22 protein-coding genes and 7 pseudogenes are annotated in these 25,106 nt (G+C 67.9%); 15 read left to right on the forward strand and 14 right to left on the reverse strand.

Annotated features, from left to right (window positions below):
* Window positions 1-167 precede the first annotated feature (167 nt).
* Window positions 168-1,568 carry a dihydrolipoyl dehydrogenase gene (gene lpdA, locus OG199_RS45265; RefSeq protein WP_331728445.1) on the forward strand — a complete coding sequence of 467 codons (1,401 nt, stop codon included), beginning with the start codon at window positions 168-170 and terminating at the stop codon, window positions 1,566-1,568.
* Window positions 1,569-1,604: 36 nt separating this feature from the next.
* On the opposite strand, the gene OG199_RS45270 is transcribed toward lpdA, so the two are convergent.
* On the reverse strand, window positions 1,605-1,964 hold the full coding sequence (locus OG199_RS45270; RefSeq protein WP_331728447.1) for a MarR family transcriptional regulator: 360 nt from the start codon (window positions 1,962-1,964) through the stop codon (window positions 1,605-1,607).
* Window positions 1,961-2,245, reverse strand: coding sequence for a hypothetical protein (locus OG199_RS45275; protein WP_405835009.1), 285 nt, complete (start codon window positions 2,243-2,245; stop codon window positions 1,961-1,963). The genes OG199_RS45270 and OG199_RS45275 overlap by 4 nt, the downstream gene beginning before the upstream one ends.
* A 330-nt stretch (window positions 2,246-2,575) precedes the next feature.
* On the opposite strand from OG199_RS45275, the gene OG199_RS45280 reads away from it, so the two are divergent.
* On the forward strand, window positions 2,576-2,776 hold the full coding sequence (locus OG199_RS45280; protein WP_405835010.1) for a hypothetical protein: 201 nt from the start codon (window positions 2,576-2,578) through the stop codon (window positions 2,774-2,776).
* A 281-nt stretch (window positions 2,777-3,057) separates the two neighbouring features.
* The gene (locus tag OG199_RS45285; protein ID WP_331728454.1) at window positions 3,058-3,543 is read left to right on the forward strand and encodes a DUF1269 domain-containing protein; all 486 of its coding nucleotides are present in this window, start codon (window positions 3,058-3,060) and stop codon (window positions 3,541-3,543) included.
* Between the two features lie 199 nt (window positions 3,544-3,742).
* Here the strand turns inward: OG199_RS45285 and OG199_RS45290 are convergent.
* The 3 genes and pseudogenes from OG199_RS45290 to OG199_RS45300 all read right to left on the reverse strand — a co-directional run.
* Window positions 3,743-4,003: pseudogene (locus tag OG199_RS45290) on the reverse strand (alpha/beta fold hydrolase); the annotation flags it as partial.
* 75 nt (window positions 4,004-4,078) lie between these two features.
* Complete coding sequence (locus tag OG199_RS45295; RefSeq protein WP_331728456.1) at window positions 4,079-4,843, reverse strand: MBL fold metallo-hydrolase; 765 nt, start codon at window positions 4,841-4,843, stop codon at window positions 4,079-4,081.
* 13 nt (window positions 4,844-4,856) lie between these two features.
* Complete coding sequence (locus OG199_RS45300) at window positions 4,857-6,539, reverse strand: FAD-dependent oxidoreductase (RefSeq protein ID WP_331728459.1); 1,683 nt, start codon at window positions 6,537-6,539, stop codon at window positions 4,857-4,859.
* 178 nt (window positions 6,540-6,717) lie between these two features.
* Here OG199_RS45300 and OG199_RS45305 point away from each other — a divergent pair, with 178 nt between their 5' ends.
* Window positions 6,718-7,194 (forward strand): VOC family protein, encoded by a 477-nt coding sequence (locus tag OG199_RS45305; RefSeq protein ID WP_331728462.1) that lies wholly within the window; start codon window positions 6,718-6,720, stop codon window positions 7,192-7,194.
* A gap of 83 nt (window positions 7,195-7,277) precedes the next feature.
* On the opposite strand, the pseudogene OG199_RS45310 reads toward OG199_RS45305, so the two are convergent.
* From OG199_RS45310 to OG199_RS45325, 4 genes and pseudogenes are all read right to left on the reverse strand, one after another.
* A pseudogene (locus tag OG199_RS45310) lies at window positions 7,278-7,646 on the reverse strand (transposase); the annotation flags it as partial.
* Between the two features lie 442 nt (window positions 7,647-8,088).
* Entirely contained in the window at window positions 8,089-8,526 is a 438-nt protein-coding gene (locus tag OG199_RS45315) for a hypothetical protein (RefSeq protein ID WP_405835013.1), read from the reverse strand.
* Window positions 8,527-8,962: 436 nt separating this feature from the next.
* Window positions 8,963-9,388: a DUF6233 domain-containing protein gene (locus OG199_RS45320; RefSeq protein WP_331728468.1), complete on the reverse strand. Its 426-nt coding sequence runs from the start codon at window positions 9,386-9,388 to the stop codon at window positions 8,963-8,965.
* Window positions 9,389-10,563: 1,175 nt separating this feature from the next.
* Window positions 10,564-12,678 carry a SpoIIE family protein phosphatase gene (locus OG199_RS45325; protein WP_405835047.1) on the reverse strand — a complete coding sequence of 705 codons (2,115 nt, stop codon included), beginning with the start codon at window positions 12,676-12,678 and terminating at the stop codon, window positions 10,564-10,566.
* 1,215 nt (window positions 12,679-13,893) lie between these two features.
* Here OG199_RS45325 and OG199_RS45330 point away from each other — a divergent pair.
* From OG199_RS45330 to OG199_RS45365, 8 genes and pseudogenes are all read left to right on the forward strand, one after another.
* Window positions 13,894-14,232 (forward strand): MerR family transcriptional regulator, encoded by a 339-nt coding sequence (locus OG199_RS45330; RefSeq protein ID WP_331728476.1) that lies wholly within the window; start codon window positions 13,894-13,896, stop codon window positions 14,230-14,232.
* Between the two features lie 249 nt (window positions 14,233-14,481).
* Window positions 14,482-14,685, forward strand: coding sequence for a cold-shock protein (locus OG199_RS45335; RefSeq protein ID WP_008735947.1), 204 nt, complete (start codon window positions 14,482-14,484; stop codon window positions 14,683-14,685).
* Between the two features lie 229 nt (window positions 14,686-14,914).
* Complete coding sequence (locus tag OG199_RS45340) at window positions 14,915-15,745, forward strand: IS5 family transposase (protein WP_331728478.1); 831 nt, start codon at window positions 14,915-14,917, stop codon at window positions 15,743-15,745.
* Between the two features lie 183 nt (window positions 15,746-15,928).
* Complete coding sequence (locus OG199_RS45345; protein WP_331728481.1) at window positions 15,929-16,162, forward strand: hypothetical protein; 234 nt, start codon at window positions 15,929-15,931, stop codon at window positions 16,160-16,162.
* Window positions 16,163-16,287: 125 nt separating this feature from the next.
* Window positions 16,288-16,614 (forward strand): annotated as a pseudogene (locus OG199_RS45350) (GNAT family N-acetyltransferase); the annotation flags it as partial.
* A 76-nt stretch (window positions 16,615-16,690) separates the two neighbouring features.
* Complete coding sequence (locus OG199_RS45355) at window positions 16,691-17,230, forward strand: winged helix-turn-helix domain-containing protein (protein WP_331728483.1); 540 nt, start codon at window positions 16,691-16,693, stop codon at window positions 17,228-17,230.
* Window positions 17,146-17,748, forward strand: coding sequence for a transposase (locus OG199_RS45360; protein WP_331728486.1), 603 nt, complete (start codon window positions 17,146-17,148; stop codon window positions 17,746-17,748). Before OG199_RS45355 ends, OG199_RS45360 begins: the two co-directional genes overlap by 85 nt.
* 469 nt (window positions 17,749-18,217) lie before the next feature.
* Window positions 18,218-18,448 carry a hypothetical protein gene (locus OG199_RS45365; protein WP_405835016.1) on the forward strand — a complete coding sequence of 77 codons (231 nt, stop codon included), beginning with the start codon at window positions 18,218-18,220 and terminating at the stop codon, window positions 18,446-18,448.
* A gap of 539 nt (window positions 18,449-18,987) precedes the next feature.
* On the opposite strand, the gene istB is transcribed toward OG199_RS45365, so the two are convergent.
* The 4 genes and pseudogenes from istB to OG199_RS45385 all read right to left on the reverse strand — a co-directional run.
* Entirely contained in the window at window positions 18,988-19,782 is a 795-nt protein-coding gene (gene istB, locus OG199_RS45370; protein ID WP_331728671.1) for an IS21-like element helper ATPase IstB, read from the reverse strand.
* An 11-nt stretch (window positions 19,783-19,793) separates the two neighbouring features.
* On the reverse strand, window positions 19,794-21,152 hold the full coding sequence (locus tag OG199_RS45375; RefSeq protein ID WP_405835018.1) for a Mu transposase domain-containing protein: 1,359 nt from the start codon (window positions 21,150-21,152) through the stop codon (window positions 19,794-19,796).
* A 198-nt stretch (window positions 21,153-21,350) separates the two neighbouring features.
* The gene (locus OG199_RS45380) at window positions 21,351-22,061 is read right to left on the reverse strand and encodes a transposase (RefSeq protein ID WP_331728490.1); all 711 of its coding nucleotides are present in this window, start codon (window positions 22,059-22,061) and stop codon (window positions 21,351-21,353) included.
* A 186-nt stretch (window positions 22,062-22,247) separates the two neighbouring features.
* A pseudogene (locus OG199_RS45385) lies at window positions 22,248-22,775 on the reverse strand (IS3 family transposase); the annotation flags it as partial.
* Window positions 22,776-23,206: 431 nt separating this feature from the next.
* Here OG199_RS45385 and OG199_RS45390 point away from each other — a divergent pair.
* Window positions 23,207-23,407 (forward strand): annotated as a pseudogene (locus OG199_RS45390) (transposase family protein); the annotation flags it as partial.
* Window positions 23,408-23,453: 46 nt separating this feature from the next.
* Window positions 23,454-24,227 carry a GNAT family N-acetyltransferase gene (locus OG199_RS45395; RefSeq protein ID WP_331728492.1) on the forward strand — a complete coding sequence of 258 codons (774 nt, stop codon included), beginning with the start codon at window positions 23,454-23,456 and terminating at the stop codon, window positions 24,225-24,227.
* An 88-nt stretch (window positions 24,228-24,315) separates the two neighbouring features.
* On the opposite strand, the pseudogene OG199_RS45400 reads toward OG199_RS45395, so the two are convergent.
* Window positions 24,316-24,690: pseudogene (locus tag OG199_RS45400) on the reverse strand (Tn3 family transposase); the annotation flags it as partial.
* A 57-nt stretch (window positions 24,691-24,747) separates the two neighbouring features.
* Between OG199_RS45400 and OG199_RS45405 the strand changes: the two are divergent.
* A pseudogene (locus tag OG199_RS45405) lies at window positions 24,748-24,900 on the forward strand (ISAzo13 family transposase); the annotation flags it as partial.
* Between the last annotated feature and the right edge of the window lie 206 nt (window positions 24,901-25,106).

A 25,106-nucleotide genomic window follows, 5' to 3' on the forward strand; every position in this document is an offset into this window, starting at 1 on the left:
CGCGACCCATCTGTATCGCACGTAGTCAAGATCGGGAACACCTTCATGCGCAGCCACCATCACGCCCGTCTCAGCAGTGGCATCGCCACTGGCCCCGGCGAACACACGACGTCCTCCGCCGTCACGTTCGTGCCGTCGGCCATAGCGAGCAGGAGGGCCAGCTGACCATGGGCGGACACTACGACGTCGTCGTCCTGGGGGCCGGTCCGGGCGGATACACGGCCGCGGTCCGGTCGGCCCAACTGGGGCTGCGCACCGCGGTCGTGGAGGAACGCTACTGGGGCGGGGTGTGCCTGAACGTGGGCTGCATCCCGGCGAAGGCGCTCCTGCGCAACGCCGAACTCGCGCACATCTTCACGCGGGAGGCCAAGACCTTCGGCATCGAGGTCGACGGCAAGGTTCGGTTCGACTACGGCGAGGCGTTCCGGCGGAGCCGGCGGGTCGCCGACGGCCGGGCCAAGGGCGTCAATTTCCTCATGCGGAAGAACAAGATCACGCAGTACGACGGTCGCGGTCACTTCACCGACGCCCACACTCTGAGGGTGACGAGTGCCGACGGCAGCGCGGAGACGGTGACCTTCGACCACTGCATCATCGCCACCGGCGCCAACGCGAAGCTGCTGCCCGGCACCCGGCTGAGCGAGCGGGTGGTGACCTTCGAGGAGCAGATCCTCGCCGAGGAACTGCCGGACAGCGTCATCATCGCGGGTGCCGGCGCGATCGGCGTCGAGTTCGCGTACGTGCTGCACAACTACGGCGTCCGCGTGACCATGGTGGAGTTCGCGGATCGGCCGGCCCCGCTGGAGGACGAGGAGATCTCCGCGGAGCTGGCGCGGTGGTACCGGCGGCTCGGCATCGAGGTGCTGACCTCCACCCGGGTGGACGCCGTCTCGGAGGAGGCTGACAAAGTACGGGTCACGGTCTCCCGCGGCGGGCAGCAGCAGGGTCTGGAAGCCGCCAAGGTGCTCCAGGCCCTCGGCTTCCAGCCGAACGTGCGCGGCCTCGGCCTGGAGAACACAGGGGTACGGCTCACCGAGCGGGGCGCCATCGACGTGGACGGCAGGCTGCGTACCAATGTCCCCCACATTTTCGCGATCGGCGATGTCACGGCCAAGCTGATGCTGGCGCATGCCGCCGAGTCGATGGGCATCGTGGCGGCGGAGACCATCGGCGGGGCGGAGACGATGGAACTCGACTACGTCATGATCCCGCGTGCCACGTTCTGCAAGCCCCAGATCGCGAGCTTCGGGTGGACGGAGGCGCAGGCGCGCGAGCGCGGCTTCGACGTGCGGGTGGCGAAGTTCCCGTTCACAGCGAACGGCAAGGCGCAGGGGCTGGGTGACCCGACGGGCTTCGTGAAAATCATCAGTGATGGAAGGTACGACGAGCTGCTGGGGGCGCATCTCATCGGCGGGGAAGTGGCTGAGCTGCTACCGGAGCTGACGCTGGCTCAGCAGTGGGACTTGACCGTCCATGAGCTCGCACGCAACGTGCACGCGCACCCGACGCTCGGCGAGTCGGTCAAGGAGGCCGTCCACGGCCTGGCCGGCCACACGATTAACATGTGACGCCGTGACCGGCCGGGAGGTGATCCCGCCGGAAGGTCAGATGCAGGATCCGGAGACGGGCGCTGCGTCGGCGAAGGGACCAAAGGCCAGCTCACGCAGCAGCGTGACCAGAAGCCGGTGCTCCTCGGGCTTCAAGGCCACCAGTAGTTCCTGCTCGGTGAGCGAGACGTCCTTCGCTGCGCGGTCCGCCAGGTCCCGGCCGCTCTCGGTCGCCTCACACACACGTGTGCGCCGGTCGCTCGCGGAAGGGCGCCGGACGACAAGACCGGCGCCCTCCAGGCGGTCGAGCACCGCTGTGAGCGTGGTCTTGTCCAGCCCGAGGTCCTTGCCGAGGGCGAGCTGACTGGTGGGCGTGCCCGGCGGCCGCGTGAGACAGCTGCCGGCGCGGCGACTCACGGTCCCCGCAGGGGATTGTCGAAGCTGAACGGCGGAGCCGACCCCCTGCCCGACAGCGCCGACGCGAGCAGGGCCCGCACATCCGCCAGCTCTCCCGCTGTCTCCGGACCGGCGGCACCCTCGACCCATTCGAGTGTGCCGTCGCTCCACTCGACCACCACATCGAAGCGGTGATGCCCGAGGCCGGGAACCGCCAGCAGGGCCGCACAGATCGCGCCCGCGTCCGCCGTCGCACGAGCGAGCACGGCGGACCGGTACGTCGACCGGATGAACCTCCGCATAAACATATGGGTCCCCTCCGCACGACGATCGTTGACGTGTGATGGACTGCCCCAGGATGAGGGGCACTTATGGATCATTTGTGGGGGCCTTGCCCGATGGGGCAGTAACGGGTCACCGGACTGCCCGTTGGATACGTGCGCGTCGTGTGTCAAAGGCCGCGACGTTATGGTCGATCCCGATCGCACCGCGCACCCGCCAGGAGGCGAAATGAGTACTTTCCCCGTGCGGCGTCTGGACGTGGCCGTGCCGTCCGTGTCCGACTTCCGGCAGAGCTACGAGGCCTCCGTACCGCGAGTTCCGAGCGCATGTACCGCCACGATCCGCGGACCATGCTCTACGCGCCGTTGCGGACCGTGATCTGGCAGGACGAGGCCGGAGCGGCCTGGTTCAGCGTGGACCAGCCCAGCACTCACTTCGCCGGGCTCGGCATCCCGGAGGTGACCGAGGTCGGTGTCGAACTCGACCGGAAGGTCGCCGCCCTCCTCGACTTCCTCGGTACCGCCGTACCGGACGAACTGCTGCAGAGCTGACCCGGCCCGGAGCCGGCGGAACACCCGCCTCGGACTCTGTCTCGCACACTTCCAGTCGTTCGGGCCGTGAACACGTATCTGTTCCGCCCGCCTGGGTATGCAGTCCACCGATCTCGGCCGCGTATATATCTGTTTCCGCGTCGCGCCGACAGACCGCGACGGCACGGTGCCCCGCCGCGGCCCCCGGCGCGTACCGGCCCGCTTCTTCTCCCATGTGATCGCACACGACACCTCTCACGCTGTCGTCATCTGCGGCGATCCAACCCCCGAAGGGAGCCCTCGTGGCCACTCTCACCGTCTGGAAGTTTTCCACGCCCGACGGCGCCGACCGCGTCGAGGAGACCCTGCTGCCCCAGCAGAAGCAGGGGCTCATCCAGGTCCACGACGCGGCGGTCGTCACCTGGCCGGAGGGTCGCAAGCACTCCAGGACCAATCAGCTGTACAACCTCACCGCCGCGGGCGTGCTGTCCGGCACCTTCTGGGGCATGCTGTTCGGCCTGATCTTCTTCGTGCCGCTGTTCGGCGTCGCAGGAGACGCTCTCAGCGGTGCGCTGGGCGGCTCGCTGGCCGACGTCGGCATCGACGACGACTTCATCGAGAGCGTCCGGGGTGAGGTCAAGCAGGGCACGTCCGCTCTGTTCCTGCTCGCCTCCGACACGATCGTGGACCGCGTCCACGAGGCGTTCCCCCACGGCACCGCCCAGCTGATCCGCAGCAACCTCTCCCAGCAGGACGAGGCCAAGCTGCGCGAGGTCTTCGAGGCGTAGCACGCGCCCGAGAGGCCGGGGAGCCTGTCTGCCCGGCCTCTCGCTGCGTTGGGAAGATGGCCGTGTACATGTAGCCTTCGTGAGCAGTCGGCGACGTCAACTACGTTGCCGCAGCGCCAGTTCATCTGTGAGACCGATCTTCTGCACATCTCTGGGGACCTCCCCTCGTAGCCGACCTGAGCGGCGTTCACCCCGGGGCTCAGGAGGCCAGGAAGCGGTTCACTTCGTGGGCGAAGTGGTCGGGGTGCTGGAAGAGGAAGCCGTGTCCGGCGTCGCTGTAGAGGATCACCTTGGCGTCGGGGAGCTTCTGCGACATGGCGTAGGTGCCGTAAGCGTGGATCATGACGTCGTGGGCGCCGTTGGCGACCAGGACCGGCAGGGTCAGTTCCTCCTGCCGGTGCCAGTAGCCCTTGAAGGAGCTGATGGCACCGGGCTGGCCGCGCACCGCCTCGGGGCCGAGGTCTTCTCTTGGTGACCGAGGGCTTCCGCCGGCGGGGGAGAAGTGGGACGTCCTCAGCAGGGGCCCCGATCGGCTTCACCGTACGGCGTGCTCCCAAGCGCGTGCGGCGGCCTGCTTGGCGCTTCCCCTGTGCGCCGGCCCGTGCCCGGGCAGGATGACGTCGGCGTCGATCCCCTCCAGGATGTCCAGGGAACACAGGGCCGCAGACCGGTCGGTGTCGAACATGGCCGGAAGCAGCTGAGGGCCGTTGATCCGGGAGGTCGGATGGGCGGTGACCAGGGCGTCACCGCTGATCAGAATTCCGCTGCCGGCCAGCAGGTAGGCGCAGTGCCCTGCCGTGTGCCCCGGTGTGTGTACCGGCACCAGCGCGCCCGGCAGATCCAGCGGACCCGGTGCGGGAAACGGCGCGGGCTCGGTGACCGTTATATGTGCGGTGCCACCGGCCCGGATGGCGTGGACGGCCCACGGCAACACACCCGGGCGCCAGGCATGCGTCAGCACCTGCCTGACAGAGACCTGGTGCAGGTACTCCCGCCGCGCGTGGGGGACCTCCTCCTCGTGCATCAGGACCGGTGTGCCGTACGCGAGCCGCAGGCGCTCCGCGGCACCGATGTGGTCGTTGTGGGCGTGCGTCACCAGGATCGCGCGCACGGATTCCGGCTTCAGACCCAGCGCGTCCAGGGAGGCCATCAGCAGGTCGTGGTCGTTCGGATATCCGCTGTCCACCAGTATGGCGTCGGCACCGTCCTTGACGATCACCCAATTGGTGTTGCTGCCCGACACCAGATGGACGTCGTCGCCGATGTGGACGATGTCGTCAGCGCGCAGTTGCCTGCTCATGAGCGTTCACCTCTCAGACCGTCGCGAGGTACTGGTGGACCGAACGGACGGCGCTGGCGCCGTCACCGACTGCGGCGGCGACCCGCTTCATCGAAGCCAGACGCACGTCACCGGCGGCGAACACGCCGGGCACGCTGGTCTCGTACGGCAGCGGCTCGCGCTCCAGTTCCTTCCAGCGTGGCCCGAGGTCCTCCGGCGACAACTGCCGGTCGGTCGGCACGAACCCGTCCGCGTCCAGGGCCACTCCGCCGAGCCATGTCGTCGCCGGCCGGGCTCCGATGAAACAGAACAGGCCCGCGCAGGCGACATGTTGAGCCTCGGTGCCCTCGGCGCGGCTGGTCAGGGACACACCTTCCAGGTGAGGCCTGCCGTGCAGCGCCGTCACCTCGGTGCCGGTGAGCACGGTGATCCGCGGGTCGTTCAGAATGCGTTCCACGAGGTACGAGGACATGCGAGCACCGAGATCGGTTCCCCGTACCACCAGTGTGACCTCGGAGGCGTACTTGGCCAGGTGCAGAGCGGCTTGTCCCGCGGAGTTGGCGCCGCCGACCACCGCGACCGGCCGGCCGGCTACCGCCTGGGCCTCCAGGTCAGTGGCCGCGTAATAGATGCCGCACCCGGTCAGCTCCGTCCAGCCGTCGAGGGGGAGCGCCCGGTATTCCGCTCCGGTGGCGACGATCACCGCCCGCGTCTGGATGCGCGTTCCGTCCATCAGGGTCACGACGTGGTGGTGGCCCTCGGTGCTCAGCCTGACGACACCGCACGGACTGGCGAGGTGCACACCGAACTTCAGTGCCTGTACGGCGGCACGCGCGGTCAGATCGCCTCCGCTGAGCCCGAAGGGGAAGCCGAGGTAGTTCTCGATACGTGCGCTCGTGGCGGCCTGGCCGCCGACGGCCACCCCGTCCAGCAGCACCGTCTCCAGACCCTCCGAGGCGCCGTACACCGCTGCCGCCAGCCCCGCCGGACCGGCGCCCACGACGGTGAGGTCGGCCGAGCCGCGTCCGGTCCGGCGGTAGGCGAGGTTGAGCCGCTGGCTCAGCACGCCCGGCGTCACACGTGGCGTCGCCTCGCGCGACGACAGTGCCGCGGGCAGGTCCTCTTCGGTGAGACCGGACGACCGCATCGCGTCCGCGCCCTGCGGGGAGCCGCTGTCGAGCCACCGGTGCGGCACACCCTGGCGGTCCAGGAAGGTGCGCATGGCCAGTCCCGCGGCCGACCCCGCGTCGCCGACGATCCGCAGCGTCTGCTCGGTCGCCTGGCGCAGCAGCCGGCGCCGGGCGAGGATCGCGCGCAGGAGCAGGTCGGAGAGCTCGGTCTCCTGGGCCATCAGCCGGCGGAAGGCGGCCGGTTCGACACGGTGGATCGTGCCACCGGTCGCGACGCGTACGGTCAGCCCGCGCCGCTGCCCGGTGAGCAGGTTGAGTTCGCCCGCGAACTGGCCGGGACCGTGCGTCATGAAGAGGTGCCCGTCACCGCCATCGGAGGACGGTATGACCGCCTCCAGCGTCGCTGTTTCGCACAGGAAGAGGTCGACCGAATCGTCCTCGACTCGGTAGAGGACGTCTCCTGCCCGAACCTCCTCGCAGCTTGCGTACTGGGCGGCCCGGGCGAGCTGACCGTCGTCCAGCCGCACTTCGGCGGCGGAGGCGAGATCGTCAGGACGATCACCGATCTCGGGGAATGAAGTTGCCATGCCCAAAGAATGCCACCGGGGCACACCCCCGGGCCACGGATCGCCCTCCCGACGTGGGCGCGGCGGCGCACACGTGCGCGCGAGGGCAGTTTCCGTGCACGAACGGCTCCATGTCTCAGGAGTATCTTCGGTGGTGCCCCGGGCAGCGGGGTGTGTATGTCCGAGGAGTGTGTTCCGTATGTCCACCCGACCCGTGGTGTGGGGCCTACACCACATCAAGATTCCCGTGTCCGATCTGGAGCGGAGCATGGCCTGGTACCGCTCCGTCCTCGGCGCACGTCGCCTCGCGGAGTTCGACCACGTCACCCAGGACGGGGAGTTGTTCGCCGTCATCCTCGACGTCCCGGGTGTGGACGTGCCCGTGGAACTGCGTGTCGACCCGGCGACCGCCGGACGGCTGGCCGGCTTCGACCCGCTGACCTTCACGGTGACGGGCCGGGCGGAACTCGACGGCTGGATCGGTCACCTCGACGCGCTCGGCGTGCCCCACTCACCGGTCATCGTCGCCCTGGTCGGCTATCTCCTGGTGGTTCCCGACCCCGACGGTGTCCGGCTGCGGTTCTACACCGACGAGCCCCACGGGCTGGGCGCCGAACACGTGGACTTCACGTCTCCCTGGCTGCGCCCCGACACCGTGCCCGCCTCGGACGCCTGAACCGGCGGCTACCGGGGAAGTGCCGTCGATCACCGCGGGGACGCCGTGATCTGAGGCGTCCCTCGGAGTGTGGACACAGGGGCTCATGCCGTGATTGAGAGTTTAGCTGCTCGCAGATGCTGCTGTTCGAACTCCGCCGGTGAGAGGTAGTTGAGGGCACTGTGGCGTCTGCGGGCGTTGTAGTAGGTCAGCCACTGGAAGATTTCCAGCCTCGTCTGACGCATCGTCGAGAACAGCCTCTGGTGCATCGTCTCCCTCTTGAGCCCTGCCAGAACGACTCGGCGAGGGCGTTGTCGTAACTCGAGCCGACCCGGCCCATGCTCCCTGCGGATCCCGAAACCGTCGCAGACCTGTGCGAACGCGGCAGCGGTGTACTGCGAGCCTCTGTCCGCATGAAAGATCACGCCGTCCACGTGGCCGCCGCGGACCGCCACCGCCATCTTGAGGGCGTCTCTCGCCGCCTGGACCGCCTATGTAGCCTGCCGGTCACAGCGCCCCACCCACCGCGATGCCCGCGGCTCCCGTGGGCGCAAGCCCTGTGGTGCGCTGCGCGTGTCCTGGACGGGCAGTCACAATGCGCCCGGCACGTGCCTGCTCACTGTGGCCGTCGACTTCTGTCCTTCCGGGGAGCACCGTGTCCTGGCGCAAGTCCCCTACCGCGAAGCCGCCAAGCGGTTTGGCGTCTGGCTGGCCGAGACCGCTCCTGCCGTGGCTGCCGCGGCCGGACCCGACCGCCTGGACGGCCTCCCGACCCACTTCCGGCCCGTCATCCCTGACACCAGCAGCGAGGGCCAGGCGCTGTTCTCAAGCAACAGCACCAGATCCGACACCAATGCCACCCCGCCCCGCGCCACTTCACAGCCCACCCGGACGCCCACGAACCCCGCTGCTTCCTCAGCCTTCGACGGTGTGTCGGGCAGCTGCGGAGCGGACGCGGGCGGCGTCAGCGGGGCGGACGCCCTGGCTGACGGGATCGATGCCGATCAGTTCGCGGTGCAGGCGGCGGATCCGCATCGCCAGATCGAGACCGAGGCGGGGGCGTTTCTCGCGGACCTCGGCGACCGTGCGGGCGTTGACGCCCAGTCGCAGGGCGAGTGCGGCGGCAGGCCATCCGGCACGCGCCAGGTCGGCCAGCAGCCGAGACGATTCAGCGGAGCCAGTCAGGCCCGGGGCGCCGGGTTCGCCACGCGGGGGGAGCGGGATACCGAGTACGGCGTCGGCGGTCGTACGAGCGATGTCCCGGGCCACCTCGCTTTGCTCCGGGACGCGGAGCACACGGCGGACCAGGGTCACGGACAGGCCGGCTCGGTCGGCGATGTCCTGCGCGGACATGCCCTGCTCACGCAGACGGACAGCCCACCGGGCAGCGGCATGCGGCGGGACGCGGGCGGGCAGACCACGCAGACGGTCCTGCTTTCGCTGTCGGCGCGCCCTCAGCGCCGCGTGGCGGCACTCGGCGCGGGTGCAGCCGTAGTCGGCACAGGATGCCTGACCGTGACGGACAGCTGACTGCTGCGGCCGACGCTGCACCAGCGGCGCGGCAGGGACGACGACGGAAGCGGAGTGTTCTTCAGAGGGCGGCATGGTAATTCCTGCTGCGAGTTCGTAGTGCCGAGCTACCGTACGCTCCCTCGTGGACACAGGGCCCCACGCCTGGAATCCGCCGACTCGGCTCTCCGGCGGGAACGCGGTTCCACTCACTGCTGGAGCCAGCGGTCGAGAGTACGCCATCGCATTGTTGCCGGGTCTGACGGTTCTGGCCGGTTCATCACTGTTCGGGGGTGAGGGATCGGGCCGCGTCGCATTCGATGCAGGCTGCTGCGCGGGGTTGGCGGAGCGCGGCAAGGGCCTCCTCCCGGGTGAGTGTCCGGTCGCTGGGGGTGCAGCCGACGACGTGGAGGAGGGTGGCGCCCGGGTGTTTGGGGCGGTGGGGCAGGTACTGGAGGGTCCATGCGGGCGGGCGTTCCTGGGACGCGGCGTCGCCCGACAGACGGCGGGTCGGGACATGCTCGTAGGAGACACCAGGTACTGGGCGGGCGTGAGCGGGAAGCACCCAGACTTGCTGCTCGGCAGGTTCGGCAGAGCCGTTTGCGCCGTCCTGCCACACCAGAATTCCTACCTGGTAGAGCCAGCCGTCCTTTACCTGCCGGCGGGCGTGCAGCCGTCCGCGGACTTCCTGGCCGTCGGGGAGCACGACAAAGATCGATGGCGCCCTGTGGGCGGCACTTCCCTTGTCCGCAATGATCGCTCTTCTGCCTTTTCACCTGATTGCTGGTCCCAGATCCTTGGGCCGGTCACCGTCGTCTCTCGCTCTGTCTTCCTTGATCCATTGCACAGGACAACGTCCTACATAAGATAAGCGGCCTCTTCTCTGATCTGCGCCGGCAAGGAGCGTGTGAGACCCCCCGGTTCCTGCGACGGCAAGGAGCACGGCCGGAGCCGTCCCTGGACAGCTACGTCCCCATGCCGGCGCGGCGAGACGGTGACGACTCTTCTTCACTGGCTGTCCATTCCGGCGGTCTGGGTGTTAGGGGTGTGCCCCTGAGGTTCCGACTTGTATGGCTGTAGCGGAGCGCGGTCGAGTTGGCCGCTCGTAGCGTCTCCGTAGGACGCCGGATCGGATGGCTCGTGAGGTTCCTGCCGCCTTCCGAGGCTGGCTCTCCGGGGGTGTGCCACCGACCCGGCGTCCGTCTGCGGCCTGACTCAACAGAGGCGTGTCCCGGCCCGTTTGGTTCCGGAAGTCGGAGTGTCGGCCGTGGACGTCCCTGTCGGTCACGCACCTGTTGGGAGCACCGTCCCGTGGTACTGCACCTGGTGCATGACTGATCAGCAGGCGCGATGGGGCTCTGCCGTCCGCTTCACCAGCACTCGCCTGTAGCAGTACCAGGCCGCCTCCAGTGTCCTTGAACGCCGTGACGAACGGGGAATGGGTGCGCCGGCCGAACTCCTCGTGCAGTTGCGCGCCGACCGGCGTGCGGAGCGGTTGGTGCCGGCCTTCGAGCGGGAGTGGGCGGCCGCGCTCGAGGAATCCCGCCCGACGACCAGACCTCCTGAGGCCGGCCGTCACACAGATGCCATGTTCAGCGCGGTGCAGTCTTATTGCCGGTGTACCGCTCCGACCCCAATGGTCCATCCTGCTCCAGGACCTGAATCGTGAGCTCACGCGTAATTGACCGCCCGCGTAGGTGCTGCTTCCTCTTCTTCCACTCCCCCCGGCAGGATGCCGGCAAATGGTGGACGATAAGGGGGGAGGCCGCTCCTTACCCGGCCTCCGGCCCGGGCGTCGAGGGACCGGTGGCTTTGATCCTCGGTTCCTCCGCCGGGTACGGCCTGGGGCGACGATCGCCGGGCTCAGGGGGGCCGGAGTCGCTATCGCTGCGGGTTGATGAGAAGCAGTGCGATGTCGTCGTTTTGTGGCGTGGTCTGCTGGGCGTGACGAACGAGGGTGTCGGCGAGGGCATCCATGGTGTCGTTTTGTGTTCTGGATAGCTGGATGGCGAGTTCGGCGGTTGTTTCTTCGATGTCGGCGCCTGGTGTTTCGACAAGTCCATCGGTGTACAGGGCGAGCACGGAGCCAGGCGGCAAGGGGACCTCGGTGGCCGGGTAGTGGCAGACGGGGTCGATGCCGAGAAGGAGACCTGGTGACAGGTTCAGGACCTCGGTTTGTCCGTCGGGGTGGCGCAGGAGGGGTGCCGGGTGGCCGGCAGTGGCCAGCTGGACGCGGTGGTGTGCCAGGTCGAGGTGGGCGTAGAGGCAGCTGGTGAACAGGCCGGGGTCGAGGTCGGTGAGCAGGCGGTTGACGCAGGCGAGGACGTCGCCGGGGGGTGCGCCGGCGGCGGCATGGACGGCGGTGCGGACCTGTCCCATGAGGGCGGCTGCGTCTGCGTTGTGGCCTTGGACGTCGCCGATCGTCGCGGCGACGGTGGTGGGGCCGAGGCGGATGAGGTCATAGAAGTCGCCGCCGATATCGATGCCGCGGGTGGACGGCAGGTAGCGGGCGGCCACGTCCAGTCCGGAGACGCGGGGAAGAGCTCGGGGCAGCAGGGCGGTCTGCAAGCGGTGGACAAGCTGGTGCTCGTCGTCGTAGAGACAGGCACGGTCCAGCGCCTGGGCAAGCAACCCGGCGGTCGAGGTGAGGATGGCACGCTCCTCCGGGGTGAAGCGGTGAGGTTGATCATAGGAGAGCGTCCAGCAGCCGACAGGACGGCCGGAGACGATGAGAGGCAGGAAGGCCCAGGCGGATTTGTTCGTCAGCCGGCGAATGTCAGGGTAGGCCTGCTCCATTTCGGCCACGGAACAGAAGAAGCTGGGCACGCCGCCGGTCAGGGCCAGCCCGGACGGAGTGGGTGGGCCCGAAAGGGCGGCGCCGTCGAAGCGATTGATGATCTCAGTGGTGTAGCCGCGGTACCCGATGACCCGCAGTCGGTCGTTCGCTGTGACAAAGAGGACCAGGCCCTGGGCATTGAATGCGTCCAGGAGCTGGTCTGCGACCTGGTCGACCACGTCCTGCACGCCGACGGCTTCGGTGAGCGCGGCAGCCAAGTGCAGCAGATGGTAGAGGCCGACGATCCGACCCGGCCGTGCGGGCGGAGATACGTGTGGCCCTGGATCCTCGCTGTCGGGGGCCGGCATGATGCGGATGCTGACACCGGAGACGTCCGGGTAGAGGTGGAAGCACAGCCGTCGGTCCGGTGGGCACAGGACGGTGAATGATGTGGGCTGACCGCCGACCACCGCGGCCCGGTAGCTGTCCTCGAAGAGCGGGTTGTTCAACCATGGCAGTGCGTCGCTGAGCCTGGCCCCCAGCATGCCGGAGCAGTCGGTCCCGACAAGCTCGGCAGTCGCGGAGCTGATGTAGGTGATGTGCCCCGCCGAGTCCAGCCCGCAACAGCCCTCGGGCAGCCTTTCGGCGAAGTCGGCTGCAGCCTGGCCCTCGGCTGGCGCGGTGAAACGAGTCAGGGGCCAGGGCACCGTCCGCGGCTCGGGCCCGGGCACCACAGGCCGGCCACGGTCGGATTCCCGCTGCAGGAGAAAACCGAGACGGTCGCACCAGACCTGCACCGCCTCGCGCACCGGCAATGCCAGCTGCCGCGGCGGACCGGGCCACAACAGCACCAGCCCGCCCCACGTGGTCGTGCCCCCGGTGATCGGAGCGGCGACCGCTGCGAAGGGGTACGGCAGCACCAGCGCGGCCCTCGGGTATCGGAGAGCCATCTCCTCCTGGCTGCCGACCCACACCAGGCACCGCTCACGGACGGCATCCGACACTGGGAGCGGGGTATCCAGCCCCACCCGCGCCCAAGGAACGACGATCTCTCGCGAAACTCCGCTCATCACCGCCAGATGGAGCACGCTCTCGTCCTGAGACAGCAGGTAGACATGGCCGATGGAGGCTCCGGTCTCCAGAATGATCTGGGACAGAAAGGGGTCCAGCAGCTCCAGCCCAGAGCCAAGCACTGGGGTGACACCATTGCCATCATCCATCCCTCCATCCTCCCTCCCAAAGCGGGACCGTAGACGTTCGGTGGAACTCTCGATCGTGAACGAGATGCCAGCCTCGACGTCGAGGTAGTCGCCGTCCGTGTCGCGCCAGGGACCGCAACTCTGAATCCCGGTCACCGGCAGACCCGCTTCCAGGAGGCACTCGGCGACAGCAGCGGCGTAGTGGCCCGCCCGCCTCGCGAGCTCAGCTGACATCTGGGGGCTCGGTTCGCTGGCCACGGAACTCTCTCTCCGCTGTCGGGATCGGACGGTGACGTCGCCATAGATCGTGCCGGGCCGGATCGGCGTCCGGCGCAGCGGGCGCCCGGCAGCCCGTCCCGGCTCGCGTCCACGGGGTACGACGGCCGGTGAGGGTACCGACCCGAACTCGGAGCGGCTCGCACTGCTCCCTGTGTTGCGCCGCGGCGGTGCCGGGGGAGCGGCCGTGGTTGTTCGAGCTCGATTACCTTCTCACGAGCCATGCGGAAATCTATGTTGGCTGGAGTAGACATTGGGCGGTGGCCTGGTTATGGTTTCTCTCGTAGCCAGGAAGACAGCAGGGCCCGGCAGACACGAACTGCCAGGTAGCAGCATGTAGTTGCAGTGCGCAGGACGGTGCGGTGGTGGAGTTTCGGAGCCAGGGTTGTTGCAGGACGGCGACGGGGCTGACGACCGGACCGGGTGGCCTGCAGTGATCAGGGGCCGCCGTGAGCAGGACCGCAGTGGCACCACCCGTAAGTGCAGTTTGTGGTACCCAGCAGTGGAGTCAGTGAGCGGTACCTCGGTGAAGGCGTCGGCTGCGGGCGCGCGCACCGGGAGGTTCGGCAGTGGGGTTCTAAGCCAGAGCAGATGCAGGACGGGCGACGGGGCTGGCTGCCGAAGAGTGGCGCTGTGACAGGCCACTGTGCGGTTCGCATCACCAGCAGTACGCAGTTCCCGTTTGGTAAGTGATTGATCCCAGAGGGATGGAACGGAGGGACCGAGCGCCATCAGGATCGCCCGGGCGTGAGTAGTGAGCCCGGGTACCGCAGGACATCGATAGTGAGGTGGTCTCCGGTCGAGCAACCGCGATCCCCGCATTCCCCGCCCTCTCCCGGGCGGGCGTGCGGAAACAGAAGGCCGGCGCGATATCAGGGCCGGCAGATGGTGTAGCAGTTCCTTCGGGGCCCTGGCGCAACGAGCGCCGGGGCCCCTCCACGCGTTCCACAGAGAGGTGCGATGACAGCAGACGACTCGTACGGCCGTCTCGACGACGACGACTACCCCGCTTACACGATGGGCCGGGCCGCCGAGATGCTCGGCACCACCCAGGGCTTCCTCCGCGCCATCGGCGAAGCCCGCCTCATCACCCCGCTGCGCTCCGCCGGCGGACACCGCCGCTACTCCCGCTACCAACTGCGCATCGCCGCCCGCGCCCGCGAACTCGTCGACCAGGGCACACCGATCGAGGCCGCCTGCCGCATCGTCATCCTCGAAGACCAGCTCGAGGAAGCCCAGCGCATCAACGCCGAACACTGCCGCGCCGCCGAATTGTCGAACCCAACAGCCGCGGCTTGAGATAGGGCGCGCCTGCCTGTCCTCGGCGGTCCTGCGCGCCTGGTCCAAGTCGTGACGTGTACCCGTTTCCTCTGGTGACGGGGTGTTGTGAGCCTGTAGCGTCTGGGTCAGCTGTCGTGGTTCGGAAGTTCCCTTTACCCCCGCCTTTGGGGTGGGTGTTTTTTGCTGTGCTGTGCCGCAGGAACCAGGGCGATCACCTCCGCCTTCCACATGGAGTGGGAGGCGTTCATCGACTGGAAGGCATACGACATGGCTACGGGAACTGTGAAGTGGTTCAACGCGGAGAAGGGCTTCGGCTTCATCGCCCAGGACGGCGGCGGCCCGGATGTCTTCGCGCACTACTCCGCGATCAACTCCTCGGGCTTCCGTGAGCTCCAGGAGGGACAGGTCGTGACGTTCGACGTCACCCAGGGCCAGAAGGGCCCGCAGGCCGAGAACATCAACCCGGCCTGACCCTCGCCGCAGCCGGCGGGATCTGAGGCGTACCGAAGCAGGGCTGCGCAGCTGCTGCTGCGCAGTCCTGAACTGTGTCGAGACTGTAGTCCGGCCAACGCACCCCGCGATGGGGCGAACAGCACTCAGAGGGCGGTACGTGACCTGATGTTCGGTTCGGTATCGCCTGATCGTGTGACTGTGGGAACTCCCAGCCGGTCGACGGTCTTGGCCGTGCTGGAGTGACGGGGTGAGCGACCGCAAGCCCTACAAGAGTGACTTATCCGACGAACGCTGGGCGCTGATCGAGCCGGTGACCACTGCATGGAAGGCGAAGCACCTGTCCGTCAGCGGCCACCAGGGCAGCTACGGGATGCGAGAGATCGTCAACGCGCTCCTGTACCAGTCCCGGACCGGCTGCCAATGGGACTACCTGCCCCACGACCTGCCACCGCCCGGCGCGGTGAAGTACTACTTCTACAAATGGCGCGACGACGGCACCGACGCGGTCATCCATGACCTGCGGCGCTGGCAGGTGCGTGAGAGCCGGGGACGATTAGCCGAACCGAGCCTGGTGGTGCTCGACACCCAGAGTCTGCATGCCGCCGCGGGGGTACCCGCGGCCACGACCGGGCGGGACGCGGCCAAGAAGGTGCCGGGCCGCAAGCGGGGGCTGGCCGTTGACGTGCTGGGCCTGGTGATCGCCGTGGTGGTGCTGGCCGCTTCCGTGCACGACAACGCCTTCGGTACCGCGTTGCTGGACAAGGTCGCCGCGGGGACCTCCACGGTGACGAAGGCGCTGGTGGACCAGGGGTTCAAGAAGACCGTGGTCGGCCACGGCGCCGGCCTGGGCATCGCGGTTGAGGTCGTCGAGCGCAACCCGGCCGACCACGGCTTCGTCCCGCAGCCGATCCGCTGGAGAGTCGAGCAGACCAACGGGATCTTGATGCTGCACCGCAGGGCGGTCCGCGACTACGAACACCGCCCGGCCAGCTCCGAGTCCCGGGTGTACTGGGCGATAAGCGATGTGATGACCCGTCGACTGACCGGCACCTCCACCCCGTCCTGGCGCGGCGCGTGAGCGGCGACCCACAGCAGACCCTCGGCGCCCTGCTTGCACGTCTGGAGGTCCGCGAGCGGCAGATCGCTGTGGAAGCGGAGGCCGCTCACGAGTAGACCGCGCTACTGGACGGACTCGCCCAGGCCGCCGAGCACATCACGATCACTCGCAAGACGCTCCTGGAACTGCCCGACGAAAACGCCCTTGGCACCGGCCACACCGACTCCGGCCCTGCCCGACGGCCCCGCCTACCAGCAGATCATGGGCGTGTTCGCCGAAGCCGACGCTCCGCTACGGGCGAGTAACGTGTGCGAGGCGATGGACCTGGACCTCGCGCCGAACAACATCAACAACGTCCGCATCAAACTGAAGCGCCTGACCGGGCGCGGAATCCTCGATGAGACCGAGCCGGAACTGTTCGCCAGGCCGCGACCGTAACCGCCCGGCAAACCCACCACCGGCCCCCTCACGTCGTTCTGCCAGCCCGCCGAGGAAACCCGTTGCGAGTGAGCCGCATCGGATGTCTGATTGATCGGCCACCGATCACGGGATGGAACATGAGTATGTCGCTGCCTGCCCCCTCGTTACACACTGCTCGCCTGCGACTGCGTGCCTTCGAAGACGCGGACGCGAACGACCTGTTCGTGCTGCAGAGCAACGCCTACGTGTTGCGCTACTGGGACGATCCACCGTGGACCGAACGCGCGCGCGCCGAGAAGTTCATCACCCGCTGCCGAGAGATGGAAAAGGAAGGCACCGGGGCGCGGCTGGCCGTGGATCGTGTCTCCGACGGGGCGTTCATCGGCTGGTGCACCCTGAACAGGTGGAATCCGGAGTTCCGCAGCGCGTCGCTGGGCTACTGCTTCGACGATGCAGTGTGGGGCCACGGTTGCTGACCTTGGCGTTATAGCGTCTGGTCTCGTCAGACCTGGTGACAGGGCCCGTCTTGGCTGGTAGCCCGGAAGTATGCGGTATCCGGACGGGGGCGGGCTGACCGCCGAGCAACGCAAGCGCCGCGAAGAGGTACGCATGCGGGCCGCTGACCTCTTCGAGGAGGACGTAAAAGTCCCGTGCATCGCCCAGGAGTTACGGGTGAGTGAGAAGTCGGTCTACCGGTGGCGCCGTGCCTGGGCGTTGGGCGGGCGGGAAGCGCTGCGTTCCCAGGGGCCCCCGGGCTACGACTGCCGACTCGGCCCCGAACTGCAGGCCAAGCTCGCCGCCTGGCTGGAAGAAGGGCCGGCCGCGCACGGCTGGAGTGAGGACCAGGTGTGGACCGCCGCACGGGTGCGCACGCTGATCGGGCGGAAGTTCCACCTCTCCTACAGCGTCTCCGGAGTGGCCCGGCTGCTGCACCGCATGGACTTCAGCGTGCAGATGCCCGCCCGGCCCGCCGCCGAACGCAACGAGGACGCGATCACCGCATGGCGGGAGGCGACCTGGCAGGAGGTAAAACCCTCCGGGCGGCGACCGGCGCGTTCATCTGCTTCGAGGACGAAGCGGGCGTAACCGGCCGGCCGCCCAAGGGCCGCACCCGGGGCCGACGCGGCATCACCCCGAGGGTCAAAGTGCCCGGTCGCAGCCGGGGACGGCTCTCGGTGGCCGGTCTGCTGTGCTACCGGGCCGCCTTGCCCGCCCGGCTGTGCTACCGGCTGCGCCGGCACACCGGCCGCAAGGGCGAGCGCCGCTCGCTCGGCGAGAGCGACTACATTCACCTGCTCGACGGCGCCCACCACCTGCTCAAGGCCCCGCTGATCGTGGTGTGGGACCGGCTGAGCACCCACACCTCCAAGACGATGCAGGCGCTCGTGGCCGGCCGGGACTGGCTGACAGTGGTCCTGCTGCCCGGGTATGCGCCTGAGCTCAACCCCGTCGAGGGCCTGTGGGCGCATATCAAGCGGAGCCTGGCCAACCTGGCCGCCCGCACCCTCAACGAGCTGGAGACTCTGCTCCGCAGGCGACTCAAGGCACTGCAGTACCTGCACAGCATCCTCGACGGGTTCCTCGCCGGTGATGGCGATTCTTGAAAACGGCCAGCGATACTCCTCGCCTCACTTCCTTGACGCTTGAACGGTGTGAGGAGTGTGGGGAGCGAGGAGTGACGGCAGGGTGGGAGGGACGTACTGGCACTCTTGCCCTATGGCAATCGCGGGTTCTCGCACGAAGACGACGGACACATGGCTCATGCCTGCTGATGAGGTGCTTCTGGGGCAACGGATTGCTGAGGTGCTTCCCTCATCCGGATGGCATTGCAGTCACCCGGGGCTTGGTTTGCACCAAGTGCACTTGCATTCCTCGATCGAGTCCGCGCTGGGCTGCGGTAGCACACAAGCGTTTCTCGGCCTCCCGGCAGGCGCCTCCCTGCCAGTAACGATCATTCCGGCTCTCGGCGTCAGCGCGCCGTGCGGACCGCCGATAGCGGCAGTTGTCCAGCTGCTTTGTTCACGTCTCAGGACGGACGGACGGGGCGAGTTCTTCGAGAGCGGGAGGCTCGCAGTGCGGTGGTTCGAGCCCGAAGTCGGACCGGAAATGCATCAGACGCTCGCCGAACAGACACGGCTGGTCTGGACGGCGTTGCGAGCCGCGACCCGGCCGGCAGTGCTCGAGACAGCTGATGGTCGCCGCACTATGGGAACGAGAATCGGGCCCGATGCCCGTGACAAGGTGATCCGCCAGCAGGTGCCGCTGGCGAGACCAGGCATCCAGCGGTTTCGGCTGGTGAACTGATGGCGAGGGCCCGGCGGCCGGAGGCCGCCGGGCCCTGATGATCAGTGACGGTCAGGCAGGCTCGTTCAGGGGAGCCTTCGCAATGGTGTGATGTCAGGGACTCGGTTGGAGATGGTCGGGCGGGCTGCTTCGGGGGTGGCCAGCAAGGCCACGATGGTGATCGGTTGATCGCAGTGCGGGCAGTTGCGCAGGGCAGCGGGTGCGAGAGGGTCTTGTCCGGTCTTGGCTGGCGGTGCGGGAAGCTTGCGCGGCTGTTCGCTCAAGCGTCGGGCGCGTTGTTCATCTCGTTGGTGGTTGCGTTGTTTCTCCGCATCGCTGCGACAGGTTGGCGAGCAATACACCTGGCGCAGGCGGGGGTTGGCCATGAACTCTCCGTCGCAGACGGGACAGAGATGCGGTTCCGGGGCGGCCGGGCCGGGGCGATGGGCCCGTGCCTTGCAGCGGGGAGAGCGTAGATCTTCCGAGGGTTTGGAGTGAACTGCTGTTCACAGACTGGGCAGTTGACCGGGACGGGAGACGGAAGTGAGGCGCCTTCGATTTCATGAGACACGGGCATTGACTCCCTTGCGCAGGGTCTCGGCCTGGTTCTGGTGGCCGCGGAGCCGATAGGAAGGGCCGTCGATGCCCGCGACGGCGGCCCGGTGCAGGAGCCGGTCGAGCATCGCGGCCGCGACGGTGGCATCCCCGAAGGCGCCGACCCAGTCGGCGATACCGACATTGGTCGTCAAGATCGTGGACGATTTCAGATACCGCTGGTTGATCACCTGGAACAGTGCGGACGCACCGTCCTCGGGCAGCGGCAGATAGCCGAGCTCGTCGATGATCAGCAGCTTCGGGCCGGCGAAGAACCGCATGCAGGTCTTCCAGCGGCCCTCGAGAGCGGCCTTGTGACACCTGGCCGCGAGCTCGGCAGCGGTGGTGAAGTAGACCCGGTGCCCAGCATCGACAGCGGCCCGCCCCAGCGCGACGGACAGCATGGTCTTGCCGACGCCCGGCGGCCCGACGAACAGCACGTTGGAGGCGTCGTCGAGGAACCGCAGGGTGGCCAGATCGCGGATGAGTTTCTCATCGACACCCGGCTGGGCGGCGAAGTCAAAGTCGTTGAGCGTCCATGGCTCGGGCAGGCAGGCAAACCGTTCCCGAGCCGCAAGCCGGCGACCCTCGGTGGCCTCGACCTCGATCTCCAGCAGCCGCTCCAGCGCGGCGGTCAGGGACATCCGCTCGGTGCGGGCCTGGTCCAGCACCCGGTTCAGGGCCTCGGCGGCGTCGTTGAGTTTGAGATAGGACAGATGGCCTCGCAGCTGCTGGAAGCGGCGTGCTTCGCTCATCTGCATCGGTGACGTACTCACTCCGGACTCTCCTCCTTCGATGAGGGGGCACTCCGCAGCCGGTCGGCCACGGCGGCATAGGTGGACAGGTCGATCACGACCCGTTCTGCCGGATTCCCGGCGGCCGGCTGGCCGCGCAGATGCTCGGCCTCAGCAAGGGCAGCGGCCGACGGCGGCCTGCGGACCTTGGTCTTGCAAGGGGCCCGGTCGGTGAACGAGGCCAGCACCGCTCGCTCCAGTGCGATGACATGCCCGTCGTCACGGACGGTCTGACCGGACCCGCGCGGAGCACGCCGGTGCTGGGCGATCACCGCCCGGCCCGTGGTCGCGATACGCAAGGAGTCCTCACCGAGCCGGTGGCGGACATGGACCTGGACGCCGGGAAGCCCGGGCGGCACCGAGTAGAAGTTGCCCTCGAAGGACACAAGGCTCTGCGGACTGACCGTTCTCTCCACCTCCAGCTCGGCAGGGAACGGCCGCACCGGGATGTCCAACATCGGTTCTGCGTCAGCGAGTTCGGTGACCGTGACGGAGATTCCGTCGACCTTCCGGCGCCGCTCGTCCATCCGTGAGGCGAGTTTGTCGACCCCGGACTGGGCCTGCGGAACACTCAGCCCGTCAGGGACTGTGCGCCACCACCGCTGGGCGGCCGAGTGGTTGGCCTTCTCCACCACGCCCTTGCGGTTGCCGCGACGCGGTGGGCAGATGTCCACCCCGACCCCGTAGTACTTGGCGACCGCCGCGAAGGACGCTGTGACCTGCCCGCTGGACGGATAACAGACGGTCGCCATGCGATCGAATCGCCACCTGCGGGCGGTCCCGCCGAGCTTGCGCACCACATCGTCCAGGGCCTGAACCAGGTGCGGGAAGTCCTCCGACTCCGCCAGCACTGCCCGCCACCGGCCCGAATGCGCGAGCGCCCCGACCAGCAGGTGAGCGTAGCTGCCGACGCCCCACGACTCGGGCGGATCCGGCAACTCCAGCCAGCCGAACTGGATCTCCTCGCCCGGCGGGTGGGCGATCACCGCGACGTTGCGGCCGGTGGTGGCATGACAGGGCTCGCAGTGCGGACGGACCTGATAGCGGCGAAGCGCGCGTGTGAACGTCGAGTACGCACCCTCATAGCCGAGCGCGGTCACCTCGTCGAACAGAGCGGACGCCCACAGGTGTGGATCGTCGGCCAGCCGCTGACGGCAGTACGGAAGGAACGGCACGAACGCATCCGGCGCCTGACGGCGCTGCCCCGGAACCCGCTCGTTGTTCAGATACTCCCGGATCGTCTTGCGGTCCCGGCCCAAGTGCCGGGCGATCGCTGAGATCGTCCATCCCTGACGACGCAGTGCGTGAGCATCCACGTCTTCCTCCCGCGTGAGCATCCAGGCCCCCGAACAGGCCGAACTTGCGCACGCAGGCTCTCCACGGCACACCGACACCAATTCGACACGCCGTGCAAGATCACACAAAGGGTGGGGAGATCAACTGAGCAGGTTTGGCGAACCGGAGAGCGCAGGGTGGGGCGATTCAAATATCGCCATCACCGGGACAGGCCTCGCTCTCGACAGACCGAACTGACCCTAAAACGCCGAAGTCAGTATCCGCTTGTTGAGGTCGTTGATCTCCTCGGTCAGGTGCTGGATGCGGCGGGCCAGCAGTCTCAAAGTGTGCCGCGCGGCCCCTGCCGGCCCGGAGACTTCCGACTCCGCGAGTAGAGCGCACCGTTGGAATAGTTTCGGGTTACTCAGCCCTGCCAGAGACTCGCGAAGTTCGGCATCGGCGCAGACCAGAACGTTCTTGAACTGGTTGATGGCCTGAGTCCTGGACTTGATCGCGGACCCCTTCGCCAGCTTGAACAGCCGCAGCATCTCCACCGGGCCGTCGCTCGTCTTCGCTGCGGCGGTGGCGCGACCGGACAACACGGCGCAGGCGGCGGCTTCGGCATCGATGGCGTCGGTCTTGCCGTGGCGCCGTCGGGCGGCCTTGTCGGGCTGGTTGACCTCGGTCACCTCGATGCCCTCGGCCTGCAGGTGCCGCGTCAGGGCTGCGCCGTAGGATCCGGTGCACTCGACCCCGGCCCGCCGCAGCATCCCGAACGAGCATGCCCAGGACAGAAGTTGACGATATCCCTCGGCGGTCGCCGGGAAGCTGCGGCCGTCCAGGGCGGCGCCGAGCGTGGTGATGACGGCCGCAGCGTGGACGTCTTTGTGGGTGTCAACGCCGAGCAGGATGTCCTCCTCGGCCTCGGCTGGGACGTGACATGGGGTCGTGGGCTGCGCGATGCTGGGCAAGGTCGCTGGTCTCCTGATCGCCTCGGGTGCCGGTGGCCGTCGCCGGGCCGGGGCGGTCAAGACTGTGACGGTGCCTGTCGCGAAGGCCCCTATCGGGACACGTCCCCTGCCCGGCGGCAGCGAGTACCGCTCCAGGCTGTGGCCGACGGATCAACGCCAAGGCAACAACGCCAGTCGAAACACGGGTCAGGCCACCGCCCGGAACGGCACTCGATCATCCTCACAGTCGAAACATGATCCTGTGCGGCCGCAGCTCTGCCGAAGCCCCAACTCCCGGATTCGGGCGCGGAATTGGGCCGATGTGTACTCGCTGCCGCGATCGCTGTGGATCACACAGTCGGGCTCCAGCCCGCCCCGGCCGTGGGCCATGTCGAGAGCGTCGATGACGAGTTCGGCGCGGTGATGGTCGGCCATGGCATAGCCGACGACCTCGCGGGTGGCCAGGTCCAGCCAGCAGGCGAGGTAGAGCCAGCCCTCGGCGGTGGACAGGTAGGTGATGTCGCCCACCAGCTTGGTCCCGGGGCGCTTGGCATGGAAATCGCGGCCGATCAGGTCCGGGGCCGGCGTCGCCTTCTTGCCCGGCCGGGTCAACGAACGCCGTCTGCGGGTGACGCCCCGGATGTCGCGCTCACGCATCACGCGGGCGATGCGCTTGCGGTTCACCCGCCGACTCAGGCGGCGCAGTTCGGCGTGGATGCGCGGGACACCGTAGGTGTGCCGGGAAGCTGCACCACGGTGATATCGTGCGCGAGCGCGTCGTCAGCCGCCTGGCGCTTGCAGCGGGCGGCCTCGCCCTCGTGTCAGGCGTAGTACGAGGAGCGGGCGACCTTCAGCACCCGGCACAGCAGGACGATCGGGTAGTTCGCCTTCTCCGCACGGATCAACCGGTACAACTCAGCTCACCGGACTCGCCCTCTCCCCGGTCCGCCTTCGCCCGGCGGTACCAGCCGCGCAGGGACTCGGAGCTGATGCCGAGTTCCCGGCAACGGCGGTGACCGTTCTGCCTGAGGAATCGACGAGCGCGATCGCGTCCCGCTTGAACTCCTCGGTGTACCGCTTCGTATACTCGCTTCCCACCTGGTGCTACTTCCTCTGGAACTTCAAGATCCCAGTCTCCAGGTGTCCACGATCAAGGGGAAGCTTCAGTTGAGGAGTTGGCTCGTCCGTGGACAGTGGCGGCTGAGGGCCGGCGGGTGCGTGTTCGGGGTGGAGTACGCAAACGTGCGCCGGGTGCGGGTGCCCGATATCGGCTGGTGTTCGTGGACCGGCTGGTGGTGACGCTGATCCACCTGCGGCATGACTTGCCGCATGCAGTCCTGGGTGTGTTGTTCGGTGTCCGGTCATCGAGACCCGCCTTGTCGTCTCTTGCGCGGCATTGTTTAGGGTCGCCCCATGAATCAAACAGATGACCAGTTGATGGCGGTTGTGTCGGCTTATGCCACCACATTCGAGACCCTTGCCGCTGCCACCACGGGGCGCACAGGCAGAGGTCCCCAGGGTGCCGTACTCGCGATCTCCGGTGCACCGATTGCGGCGCTGAACGCGATTATCAGTCCGTGTCCAGAGCCGAATGCCGAGGAGATCACGGCGCTGGCGGCCGAGGGGAGCCCGTGGGATTTTCCCTGGAGCATCCACGTCCGGGGGGTTCCGGGTCCGCTGGTTGCCGATGCGGCAGCGCGGCACGGGCTGACGCATTTCGAGCGGGAGCCGCTCATGATCCGGTATTCTGACCAGGGACTGCCGGCGGAGCCGGTCGTTGACGGCCTGCGCGTACGGGCTGTGCCGGGCGACGAGCTGGACCTGTACGCCAGGACAGTGGCGGAGGGCTTCGAAGCGCCGCGCGAAATGTTCCAGGTGATGGCCGATCCTTCCCTGGCGAAGATCAACGCGCTGACGTTCTACCTTGCGGAGCTGAACGGCGTGCCCGTGGGAACGGGCATGACGGCTATCTCAGGTGACCTGACAGGTATTTTCAACATCACCACGCTGCCGGGCTACAGGCGGCGTGGTTACGGGCGGGCCGTCACGCTGGAGATGGTCCGTGCCGGTTTTGCCGCAGGCGCCAGCACGGCCTACCTCTGCGCGTCGGAGATGGGCGAGCCGGTGTATCGGTCGGTCGGCTTCCGCACCGAGGAGTACCTGACGGTGATCACCGCTCCGTCATAGCTCCTCCCGACTGGGCAGCGACCCTGCCTCCTGCGACCCGGACAGCCTCTCACTCATCCCCAGGAGCTGTCCTCGCCTTGGCCGCAGGCCGCCGGTAGCCCGGCTCGTCGGCCAAGCGCAGGATGTGCAGGGCCTTGGCGATCCGCCCGTAGTGCGCGATCACATGCCCCAGCGGCGTCGGCCGCCCATCCCGGGACAGCATGCGGATGACGTCAGAGGCCGTAGTTGGCGGTGCGGTCGATCCGCCACATCTTCTGGGCCGGAAGGTCTGCCAGCTGCGGCGCGTAGGTGTACCCGGCCAGCGTCAGCAGGCCGAAGACGATGTCGCTGTAGCTCGCGGTGTCGGTGACGATCATCTCCGGGCGGCGGCGGCCGCCGCGGTCATAGAGCACGTCCAGCACGTACAGCGAGTCGCGCGGGTGCCCGCTAGGACATTCCCGCCCGGCCCGGCGGCCTGGTCGTTTTAGGACCTGCCGGAAATTAACGTGTTGCTTCGCGTGGTTCGGATCGTTGATCTGGAATGGGTGTGTCTGGTGTAGTTCGTGATCAACTGGCCGTGAAGTTCGAGGTGTTGTTTCCGCATCTGGACGAGCGGCAGCGGCGGCTGTTGATGGGGGCCGAGGCCCGGGTCGTGGGGCACGGAGGTGTTCGGGCGGTTGCGCGGGCGGCGGGGTGAGCGAGGCGACGGCGTGACGGGCACGGCGGTTCGGGTCGCACCGGGTCAGGGCCGGTCGAAGGGCTGAACGGCGAAGCGGGTGCCCTGACCGGAGTTGGTGGGCGTCGCGGTGAGGAAGCCCGGCTCGGTCTGCGCCAGGGGCGCCAGCAGCGCCTTGACCCAGTCAGCGGGCGCTGGAGTTCGACGCGGAGGGCGTTGAAGTC

Origin of the sequence: Streptomyces sp. NBC_01176 (assembly GCF_045039825.1) — a bacterium.
Lineage (GTDB): Bacteria > Actinomycetota > Actinomycetes > Streptomycetales > Streptomycetaceae > Streptomyces.